This is a genomic window from Faecalibacter sp. (genome assembly GCF_057177045.1).
This window is the reverse complement of sequence record NZ_CM169987.1, coordinates 1,054,543-1,065,139: the sequence shown is the minus strand read 5'-3', so window position 1 is coordinate 1,065,139 and position 10,597 is coordinate 1,054,543. Positions and strand designations below refer to the sequence as shown.

Annotated in this window: 9 protein-coding genes; 2 read left to right on the top strand and 7 right to left on the bottom strand. The window is 34.4% G+C overall.

Annotated features, from left to right (window positions below; genetic code table 11):
• Nucleotide 1: 1 nt before the first annotated feature.
• Entirely contained in the window at nt 2–328 is a 327-nt protein-coding gene (locus AC1QSP_RS04880; RefSeq protein WP_484080034.1) for a DUF6804 family protein, read from the top strand.
• 43 nt (nt 329–371) lie between these two features.
• Entirely contained in the window at nt 372–992 is a 621-nt protein-coding gene (locus AC1QSP_RS04875) for a hypothetical protein (RefSeq protein WP_484080033.1), read from the top strand.
• A 49-nt stretch (nt 993–1,041) separates the two neighbouring features.
• On the opposite strand, the gene AC1QSP_RS04870 is transcribed toward AC1QSP_RS04875, so the two are convergent.
• From AC1QSP_RS04870 to AC1QSP_RS04840, 7 genes are all read right to left on the bottom strand, one after another.
• Entirely contained in the window at nt 1,042–2,613 is a 1,572-nt protein-coding gene (locus tag AC1QSP_RS04870; protein ID WP_484080032.1) for a hypothetical protein, read from the bottom strand.
• A 108-nt stretch (nt 2,614–2,721) separates the two neighbouring features.
• Nucleotides 2,722–3,717: an ADP-ribosylglycohydrolase family protein gene (locus tag AC1QSP_RS04865; RefSeq protein ID WP_484080031.1), complete on the bottom strand. Its 996-nt coding sequence runs from the start codon at nt 3,715–3,717 to the stop codon at nt 2,722–2,724.
• Nucleotides 3,718–3,791: 74 nt separating this feature from the next.
• Nucleotides 3,792–4,418, bottom strand: coding sequence for a vWA domain-containing protein (locus tag AC1QSP_RS04860; RefSeq protein WP_484080030.1), 627 nt, complete (start codon nt 4,416–4,418; stop codon nt 3,792–3,794).
• Nucleotides 4,399–4,671, bottom strand: coding sequence for a hypothetical protein (locus AC1QSP_RS04855; RefSeq protein ID WP_484080029.1), 273 nt, complete (start codon nt 4,669–4,671; stop codon nt 4,399–4,401). The genes AC1QSP_RS04860 and AC1QSP_RS04855 overlap by 20 nt, the downstream gene beginning before the upstream one ends.
• A 243-nt stretch (nt 4,672–4,914) precedes the next feature.
• Nucleotides 4,915–6,177 carry an ADP-ribosylglycohydrolase family protein gene (locus tag AC1QSP_RS04850; RefSeq protein ID WP_484080028.1) on the bottom strand — a complete coding sequence of 421 codons (1,263 nt, stop codon included), beginning with the start codon at nt 6,175–6,177 and terminating at the stop codon, nt 4,915–4,917.
• Between the two features lie 246 nt (nt 6,178–6,423).
• Complete coding sequence (locus AC1QSP_RS04845; RefSeq protein WP_484080027.1) at nt 6,424–7,440, bottom strand: helix-turn-helix transcriptional regulator; 1,017 nt, start codon at nt 7,438–7,440, stop codon at nt 6,424–6,426.
• Nucleotides 7,441–10,596, bottom strand: coding sequence for a UvrD-helicase domain-containing protein (locus AC1QSP_RS04840; RefSeq protein ID WP_484080026.1), 3,156 nt, complete (start codon nt 10,594–10,596; stop codon nt 7,441–7,443).
• Between the last annotated feature and the right edge of the window lies 1 nt (nt 10,597).

The following is a 10,597-nucleotide window of genomic DNA, read 5'->3' as shown; positions in this document are numbered from 1 at the left end:
TATGAAAAATACAAATCGTTTTAATTTAAGCAATAAAAATATAAAAAGTTTATTTTTAGTCAATAGTATTGTGCTTTTTATTGCTTGTTTACCAATGCCCTATGGATTTTATCCATTTATTAGAACAGTAGTTTGTTTGATTTCAATTTTGATAATTTACAATTACATTCAAAAGAATAAATCATTTGATCAAATCATTATTTTAGGATTAATAGCAGTTCTTTTTAATCCACTCTTTCCAGTATTTTTAAATAATAAATTTATATGGATTTTGGTTGATTTAGGACTAGGTTATTATTTCTATAGATTATATAAAAAAGTTAAATAAGGATTGGTAATTAACCTTTAATCAATATAATATATAATTTTAAATGAAAAAACAAAATAAAGAGGTATTCTGGATTAGTTATGGAGATATCATGACAAGTTTATTCTTTATTATGTTAGTTTTATTTGGGCTTTATCAAATGAGAGTCTCAGCTAGTCTAAATGAATTAAAAGAAATTAAAGAAATTCAATATGCATTAGAAAATTTAGATAAGCGATATTTTAAATTTGATGAAAAAAATAAACGTTATAAGCTGAAAACTGAGGTTAATTTCAAAAGTAATAGTTATAACATTTTAGACATTCCTTTTGAAAAAAGATTATTATTAAAAGAAGCGGGTAAAAATATTTATGATTTAATGTTAAAATTGAATCAAGAAAATCCAAATGTAAATTATTTACTTGTTATCGAAGGAAATACTCAACGTTCAATGAAAAATCATTTATTAAGACCGACTGATGGTTATCGTCTGAGTTATAATAGAGCATTAGCTTTAATGTATTATTGGCTTATAAGTGGGTATGATTTTAGGAAATTAGATAATTGCGAATTATTAATAGTAGGTAGTGGATATTTCAGCAAATCAAGAGAAGAAAATGAAGTCGAAAATCGCAAATTTACAATCCAAATAACACCTAAAATTGGTGAATTTTTAGAAAAATAGTCTATACCAAACCCCTTGTATTCGCAAGGGGTTTTTTATATTTTTTGGTTTACTGCCATACTTCCAGAAGGTCATGTAAGATTTCGATGGTACAATGGGACGAGAGGTTCAATTCAAAGTACCGGTCTTTTCTCCCGTATCGAATCAGTTTTTTTGATTCGGGAAGAAGTTTTAATTGATGGGCGCTGTGATTGATATGGTCCACATAATGCTTTAGGGTATGTTCGCGGCATGTGGTTCCTACCATTTCGGAGGATAAGTCCCTTAATAAATGATCAACGTTAACTGTTATGCGGCCTTTGTTTTTTTCCATTCGTTTGTACAGAAAATGTTCTATGATTTTAGGGATTAGACCATAGTTCCAATCCATCTGATGTAAGGCAAAATATTGCACATTGGGGAAGAGGTGATGGGCTATAAGGCCATTCGATTCTAATCCAATGATTTCTGGAATATCGCCACAATGCGTTGGTCGGTTATCCAAGAATACCCGATTAATGATGGGGTCAGGACCTTCTTCTTCCTCGTATGGAGGTTGTATTTGGTACAAATTGTACACATTCCATTCGCGCTCTTCAAATGGTATTTCTTTTCGGTAAAGAGAAACATACTTGAAAATCCCTTTGCACAAGCAGATGGGTTGATCTGCTGTCATTTGGTTGATCTCGATGAAGTAGGTGGATTTCCCTTGTCTTTCTTCGAGATGAACGGTGTACGTTGCTTCAGGATCAGGAGTCCCTCGCATGGCGTAGCGTTCAAAGGAACGAAACGAATGGACAATTTTGGTTTTTAGGGTTTGGGCCTTTCCAAAATCAATGGGATCCGCTTCTGCAGGAAATTGATAATGGTAATGATAACGCAATACATTCTCTACATATTTGGTCTCGAATTGTAAATAATCCATGATGAATAAATCCTCTTTGTTCATGAATTCGCGGTATTTTAAAAATAATGTTTCTTCAGGCGCCGAGGGATTATAGATTTTAATCAATTCGTTGACACGGTCCAACAACATTAGAAATTGGCGTGTATCGGTATCGTATCCTTGGGATTTCAAGTAATGAAAGATGTAACGGGTTGGAATTTTTAAAAATAAAGGTTCTTGATCGTATAACATCAAACAAATTTTGCGAACCATTTGGTCGTATAATTTCTTTTTTTTGGCTTGATCCCATGGCCATAGTTCCACTTCGGCTTCTTTGGGAAACAGGTGGATGGTTTTGTTTTCACTTTCTTTATAGACTAGCACCAATTGAATAATGGCTAAGGTTTGAGGGTCTGTTTGAATCATCAGGTATTCCACATTGTCCTCTACTTCTTGGGCTTTAAACATGAGCAATTGACGTTTACGGAACAAGAGATTCATGTCTGAGCTCATGATTTGTTGTACATATGGATCTTGGGCATGTGCCTCTGAGGTTAACTGATGATACAATCCATCGGCAATTGTATTTTGACCTTGTACCAATCGCACGGCAATGGTCTGCTGATGAATTGGAAAAGTCTCCAAGGCATAAGGGGTTTCATATTTTCTAACCCCTTCATAAGGTGTCATTTTGTAATTGACATATCCACAAGAGAAGTGGGCATGTTGTTTTTTTTCGAATAAGATGTTAGACATGGCATAAGATTAAAATTTAAAAAAATCCCTCTCGAAATTCGAGAGGGAAAACAGCATAGCATCGTATAAATTCATTCGGAAGAAATTCATTCGAGGGATGTATCCTTCCTATTGTTCCTTCTTATGTTCACATTTCAAAGGTAGATCATTTTGTTCTGGCCCATACAAGTGATCCAATTGATCGGCTAAGGCCATGATTTCCTCTTTGCGCTTTAAGGGAGCAAGCCATTCTTCGGGAATGGATTCGTACCCGTATTTTAGAGCTGCTAAACCTCCTGTGATGGCAGCATTGGTATCTGTATCCCCACCATACGAAATGGCTTTTAGTACCGCCTCACGGTACGAATTGGTTGATAAGAAACTATGAATGGCAATTTCAAGGGATCCCACCACATAACCATTGGGATCAGCATCAATTGGTTTTTTCTCATATTCTTCTTCAAAGAAATTCCCAAAGACATCACCAACATTCAATAATCCCACACATATCTGAATTTCATTCAAATAGTCTTGAGGGGTGAATGTTTCGCGGTGATGGACAATTTTTAGGGCCAAATCCATGTAAATGATTGCGCTATGAATGGCGATGGAATGGGCATGTGTACATGAAGTTACTTTTTCGCAAATGGCATAGACATCTGAGAATAAGCGATTTTGTACAAACGGCAAAAGCGGTAGAATGCGCATCAATGCCCCATTACCATTTGATCGGATATCGTTTGGTCCACACGTACTGGCATCTCCCGTCTGGTCGAATTTGGTAATGGCTTTTAAAATGGTATTGCCAATATCGAATACTTCACCATCAGCTGTCCAATGGCCTTCGTGCAGCCATTGGCTGTATAATTTCATTAAGCGTGTGGTCGTTGGTGTACCCCCCAGTAAAAATTCGGCCGTACATAAACTCATGGCTGTATCATCGGTATAAGTTCCCACTGGTTTTCCCCATGTACCAAATCCCGTCAAACGGTGAGGTTCATTTTGATAATTGGAAGCAATGGCTTCCATATCCAATTCGTTTGCTGCTTTAAATTCCACTGGAGCTCCTAATGCATCTGCTGCAGCGATTCCTAATAAGATATGTTTTGACATCTGATTCATCATAAGTGTGTTTTTTCGTTGTTTTTTAAAATAAAGGGGAATTTCTTCCCCTTCAGGTTTAAGTGTGTTAGAAAATCTTATTCGTCTTCAGAGAAATAAGATTTGGTTTCATTTCTTGAAATGCTATCGTAAAATCGAATTCGCGATGCACTTTCCTGTTCAAACATGGATTGAATGCCTGGTTTAGTTTTCTGAAAACGTAAGGTATTTTCAATGGATAGTTCATTTGAAATGCCTTGGATATCATGATCCGTTCCGATGTAGGTAAAGGTCCAATGCTGTTGGGATAATTCTTCAATCATCTTTTTCAACTCTTTGCCACAGTATTCTACGGATGCGTTTTCCATCCCATCTGTAAAGATGCTCACCAAAACATGGGTTTCATCGGATTCCCCCATTTGTCTTTTGATGGAATGGATTCCAGCTGCCAACGCATCAAAAAGAGGAGTTCCTCCATTGGGACGATAGGCCTCTGCATTCAATTCCTCCAATTGGTCGATGGGTGCCTGTTCCAAGTGAAATTGAATGTGGTTGGTGTTGAAGGTCATCCATGTGATGTCGTGAATTTGATTTGGGAATTTTTTTGCCGCATTTTTGATGGTTTGTACAGTTTCATTGAATCCCGAAATCATTTCTTTTTCGATGGAGTGCATGGATCCACTTTCATCTAAAATCAATAGATTTTTAACAATTATTTTTTTCATGGGTTAAGGTTGGTTTTAAGGTTAATTTCATCAGGTGAATAAGCTTTTCAGTTTTCACGATGGTGTATCCTATGGAATTCAGGGTTTGAACAATATCTTCATCTGACGTCCAATCGATGGCGTAGGGGATATGTTCCGGATGTGCTTCCAAGTCTTCCAATCGTTCTCTGATTTCTTGCCATAAATCATGATCCAAGTTCGTCCAATAGCATTTGATATTGGCGATTAGGTCTTTATCGTTTTGGTACTTCATGGCTTACAGTTCATACCATCCTAACGATAATATTCGAAATAGTTTGCCCCATTTCTTTTTAAAATTGGCTTCAAAAGCTTCGTATGATCCGTCGTCCCAGTGGTGGTTATTTTTCATTGTGTTTCGGTTTAAGTTCGGTTAGTATTCTTTTGATTGTATTCCAGCATCATTTGTTTTATGCTTCTGGTACAAATGTAATATCAATGTGTGCAATATATTTTCCTACATTTCATTTTTAAGCCATTAGGCTAAATTTTTTATATAAATTTCGATGTTGTTGATTTCATAATAATCCTTCTTCGTTTGGTTGAATGCGGGATATTGTTCTGCCAAATATTTGATGTGACAACAGGGATCAAATTCATAATCAAAATGATTCCCTACGGTAATGGGTTCATCATTCAATTCGATGTAATTGTATTTGACTCCATAAGCAAACATCAGGTTACAGTAGATGGGGTACCAATAATCATAAAATTCTTCTGTTGTGGTGTCCAAATGATCCACGGCCATAAATTGGTCTTTGTAGAAGATAATTTCGTCCCCATACGTTTTACGCGCGAGGTAAAACAAATGGCGTTTATGATAATGGGTAATGGGCTCGTATATAGGAAATTCAATCGTTTTATGAAATTTTTTCTCTAATTTTCGAGCCAATTTTTTAATGGCTTTTTTGTTTTTCAACGTGGTTCTCCAATCCTTAGGGATGGCTTTTACACCATAATAGATGCCCGCGATGGCTCCCGTAAAGGTGATGGTTTCCGACGGATGATGTTTTGCTGTTGCAGCTTCTAAAACGGCTTCTTCATAACTTTCTGTATTCATAAAAGCATGAAGGCATTGTTGAATCATCAGCAACGTATCATGGGGGTAGAAGTAATCTTCTACCGGTTGGTTCAAAAACTCTGGATCCGCCAACCCTTTAAAATAATCGTAATTGGCTTCACAAAAATTCATGGCGACTTGTTGCAGTTCTTTAAACGCGACGTTTTTGTTTTTAAAGCGCAGCAAATGATGGATGAATTGGTAACATAAGGTAAAGCAACGAATGTTATATTCTTCACGGGTAATCGGTCGAAAACTTTGACCAAAGAATCGAAAGCGATCATCAAACTTTTTCTTCAATAAAGGTAAGATGATGGGTACTAATCGAATCATGTCGCTGGCAATCAAATGAGGTTCGCTTAGGGCAGGGATTTTCTTAAAATCTTTTCCTCCTTGAACGTCGTAAATCACTGATGATAAATGTTCGTTGATGGTTTTCAGTGATTTGGTTGACGTTACCCATTTTTTTTCTTGCAAATTTTGGTGGTACTGGATGTACAATTGGTTCCAATCCTCTTCTCCAGAAATTAAAAATTCAGCGGTATAAAGCGCTAGCGTGGCGTTTAATGAATAGGATTGGGATTCCTTATCCGAACTGATGGTACGGTATTCTTTTAAGCGTGCGGCATAAGCATCTGCAGCCACTAATCCAAATAGTAAATCGTGTCCTAAGTTTTGCATGGGGTTTAGGTTTTGTAATTCGCAATGTTGTTTCTGAACAATGCAAATTTACCGTGGAAGTCGGAAAGGAATTTTCCATGGTGTAATTTCCATTAAAAGCCCATCCGAAGATGGGCTGATGTTCGTTCATTCACATTCAAAAATCACCGTGATGGTGATTACGCTGCAATAGTACTTCAAAAGTGTGCAGTTTATCTTCAAGGATAATGAATTCATAAAAAAAAGCCCATCATTTGATGGGCTTTTTTATTGATATTTTTCAAATTGTTTTAAGATTCGGGATTTGATTTTTTCGCGTAAAGCAACAGGTTTTATGACCTCAATTTGTTCCCCATAGCCTAGAATCCATTGTTCTAATTCGTAGTTGGGTACGAGTTTAACGGTGATCGTTGATTCGTGTTCTTTGATGATTTGACTTTCATCAATGGGGGTATTTTTTAGATAATTCATTAAACTTTGGTCCACCTTTAATTCGATTGGAATAGGCACTAAATTTTCGTTTATGGTAATTCCTAGATTATGTTTGAACCATGTCTCCGGATTGATGGTTTTGGATTTGGGATAATATTTTTTCTCGTGATTGACCTCAATGGATAAAATACGGTCCAACGCCAAGCAAGGGTAAGGAACTTTGGCTTTGCTGTCGTGATTAAAGCCGTACACATACCACATGTGTTTGTGCTCTTTGATGAAATAGGGTGAAATGTTATAAAATTTCTTATTCTTGTTGAATCCTTGGTACCCTATTTTTATTACTTCGGCATTTCGAATGCATTTATACAATAGATCGATGTATTGTTGGATGCGTTCGTCAAACTTTTTGGGTTCGTCAAAAAAAACAATGGTTTCTAAGGTATTCTTCTCATCGGTGGCATGATCAATCGATTGTTTTAAGCGGGTATTCAATGTTTGGATCCATAATAAATTTTGAATCGATTTTTTGGTTTTAATCAATGCTTGAAATTCTTTTAACTCGGCTAAATCTTCTTTGGAAATGATATCATTTTTGATGGAAAGGCTTACATTTTTATAATAGTAATACGTTTCTTTTCCGATTCGACCTTCACCAATTTCTATGGGGTATTGCACCCCATTGACCAAACATTTCTTTTCGCGTAGAGCGGTGATGTAATTGTAAACCGTTTTAATGTCGACGTTTAATTTCTGTGCCAACAATTTTTTCGTGTTGGATGTTCGATCTTTCTTTAGGAGTTCTTCCAAATAAATTAATTTGTCTTGTTTGGTTTTTAAATCTTTTACCATTTATGCTAAAGCTTCATGAATAACTGCTAATTCCTCTTTTGTAATTCGATTGGTGAAAATACCTGTCGTTTCATTTTGACGCATCCCACGAACGAATAAATAAATCACTCCTCCAAAATGTGTGTCATAGTCATAGTTTGGCATTCGTGATGCTAAGTATTTGTCTAACGCATACGTATAGATGGTGTATTGTAAGTGGTAGTTGTTGATACGCATGGCTTCCAATACATTCGGTCGAATATAATCTTCCACTTGGTTGCCTAAGAAATTGGTTTTCCAATCCAGAATATAATATTTTCCTTCATGCTCGAACACTAAATCGATTAACCCGTTGAGCATTCCGTAATAGTCTTTGGTATCGATTAATGAAAAGTCTAAATCATCACGTTTAATATCTTCTAATTTTGAAAGATTCAGTTGGTTTGCTCGGATGTCAAACTCCAATTCGTTGATTTTATTGGTGTTGGAAACATCAGCCAATGTAATCGATTTTCCATCGATGTTGATTGGAGTTTGTAAGACATGTTGAATAAATAAAGGAAGTTGTTTTTCGTAAATTTCCTTTTTATTCGGTGCAAATTTTCTGATGGCATTCTGAATAATCTTATCCCATTGGTCTTGGTTGGTAAAATCAATGTATTCAAACAACTGGTGAATCAAATTACCCGTGGTTGTCCCTTTTACTAAATCTTCAAAAATAAATTTTTCGTACGATGCTTCATCGTATTCCACCTCATTGTACATGGCTGCAAAATGGCCATGGTTACCACTTAATCCACTGAACGACATTTTACGGTATTTGGCGTCAGCAATCGTTAATGCAGGGACAGGTATTGGATTAATGTTTTGTGATTGTTGTGTTATATATTTTCGTTGTGTTTCTTTAAATGAAAAGTTTGGAAATTTTTCTTTATGGAGTTGAAGATATAGTCCATTCATTTTTTTATCTCCTTTACTTGATGTTTTTATTTTTCCTTTTGAATAAGTAAAAATGGCATATTTAGCTCTGGTTACTGCAACATAAATCAAACGTCTTATTTCTTGTTTACTTGCATCAGTAAACAATTTATTATTATAAGCTGTGTTTTTATAACTTATGTCATAATTATAATTAGAACCATTATGATATTTATAAAATTGAGCGTAAGAGTTTTTAATTGACTGATTAATATCGTTAGTAAATACATAATCAAATTCTAACCCTTTACTTTTATGAATCGTCATTAATTGCACGGCATTCTCATCAGTTTCTAAACGAGTGATGAATTCATCATCATCTCCAATATTATTTTGTTCTATTTTTTGAATTAAATCTGAAAAGCTATAATTATTTCGGGTCTGTATGTGCTGTAATTGTTCTGCAATTTGGTTACAATTTGCCCAAAATTGTTGGTGATTTTCTATATGCTGAATGGCATTATGATTGATTTTAAAATCTTCAAAAATTGTTTTTAACGTATCGTATATCCCTTTCTCATTCGCTAGAATAGAATAGTTATAAAATTGATTAATTAACGGCGTCAAATCTAAATTTTGGATAAAATCAACCGAATAATTAAACACCTGATGATTTAAAAATAATAATATGTCTACTTTTTTTCTATGTTCGATTGCCCTAACGATCGTTTTTATAAAATTAAATTCAGCTGATCTGAAAATTTTATCTTCATTGACAATCACAGAAGGGATTCCTTGTTTAATTAATTCATTTTTAAATTTGTATAAATCTTTATTGTTCCTAGATAAAAATGCAATTTGATTTGGTTTAATTTTACCCTCAGAAGAATCAGAATTCTCTCCATAAGTTAATAATGAAAGAACATCTTTAGCGATTGTTTCTAAATCTTCAAATTGATTCACAAAAAACGCGTTAGTTTGATTTATTCCATCATAGATAAATGTTACATCGTCTTGATGAAATGAATCTACGGGATGGTGTTGAATTGCATTTTCTTGTGTCGCAAAATAGAAAGGATTGTACCCATCATATGTATTGTTATCATCAAAAAGTTGATTATAAGCTTTAACTAATGGTTTCGATGACCTATAATTCTTGTTTAAAGAATAGTGATTTTCGATATCATTTTTTGCTTTTAAATAGGTGTTTATATCAGCATTTCTAAAACTGTAGATTGCTTGTTTAGGGTCGCCAATGTAAAAAACGATGTGTTGATTATGATGAAAAATTGTTTTAAAAATATGATATTGATTTGCATCCGTATCTTGAAATTCGTCAACAAATAAAGCTTTGTATTTATTATTCAAACATTCAATAACAAAATGTGCTGTTTCTGCTAAGTTTTTAATAATGGCATCAAATGAGAATATATTAAACTGTTCTATTTGTTGTTCTATCTGATGATTGGAATTAAATTTAATTATAGCATTAAAAACAAATTCTACATTTTTAGTTTCCTTTAATTCCTTTAACTTTTTTTCTAAATTATTATCTAAAGGACTTAAAACATTAGAATAATACGCTATGTATTCATCGAAATTAAATAATTTAGAATCGCCTTTGTTTTTCAAAAAATCGTTTAAATTTTGAATCGATAATATCGGTGAACTTTCATTTCTTTCAATATCTGAATTATAGTTGGAGAATTTGATTTCTAATATTGAAGCAATATCCTCTAAAGAAAGATTATACAATTCTTTTCGAATAAATTTAATACTTTCTTGTGTATAAAATTGTCCTAAATCTTTCACCAACTCCTTCCCAAACGCTTCCCCCGTTTCAAATGCAAATTCACCTAATGTACGTTGGCAGAATCCATGAATGGTGAAAATGTTTAATTCATCCAATTGGTTGATGGCTTTTGCTAAATTGTCTTTTGCTACCTCACAATTTCGATCCACGACATCTTTTAATTGTTTAGGATCAGGTTGAAATGATGCATCCGTTGCATAACGATAGGCTTGTCGGATAAAGGCACGCACGCGTTGTTGTAATTCGGCTGTTGCAGCTTCCGTAAAGGTTACCATCAAAATTTCTTTCGGTAGCATGCCTTGTTCGACGATTAATCGTACGGCCATAACGGCCAATGAAAAGGTTTTTCCCGTTCCAGCACTGGCTTCAATTAAATTTTTCCCCTCAAGAGGAGTCGTTAAAACATTAAACGATTTTATTTTGGTTGCATTTTGAGTTTCCATCATT

Bases quoted from the DNA above. Each gene is read 5' to 3' on its own strand.
- AC1QSP_RS04880 (WP_484080034.1), top strand. From the start codon at position 2: ATGAAAAATACAAATCGTTTTAATTTAAGCAATAAAAATATAAAAAGT.
- AC1QSP_RS04875 (WP_484080033.1), top strand. From the start codon at position 372: ATGAAAAAACAAAATAAAGAGGTATTCTGGATTAGTTATGGAGATATC.
- AC1QSP_RS04870 (WP_484080032.1), bottom strand. From the start codon at position 2,613: ATGTCTAACATCTTATTCGAAAAAAAACAACATGCCCACTTCTCTTGT.
- AC1QSP_RS04865 (WP_484080031.1), bottom strand. From the start codon at position 3,717: ATGATGAATCAGATGTCAAAACATATCTTATTAGGAATCGCTGCAGCA.
- AC1QSP_RS04860 (WP_484080030.1), bottom strand. From the start codon at position 4,418: ATGAAAAAAATAATTGTTAAAAATCTATTGATTTTAGATGAAAGTGGA.
- AC1QSP_RS04855 (WP_484080029.1), bottom strand. From the start codon at position 4,671: ATGAAGTACCAAAACGATAAAGACCTAATCGCCAATATCAAATGCTAT.
- AC1QSP_RS04850 (WP_484080028.1), bottom strand. From the start codon at position 6,177: ATGCAAAACTTAGGACACGATTTACTATTTGGATTAGTGGCTGCAGAT.
- AC1QSP_RS04845 (WP_484080027.1), bottom strand. From the start codon at position 7,440: ATGGTAAAAGATTTAAAAACCAAACAAGACAAATTAATTTATTTGGAA.
- AC1QSP_RS04840 (WP_484080026.1), bottom strand. From the start codon at position 10,596: ATGATGGAAACTCAAAATGCAACCAAAATAAAATCGTTTAATGTTTTA.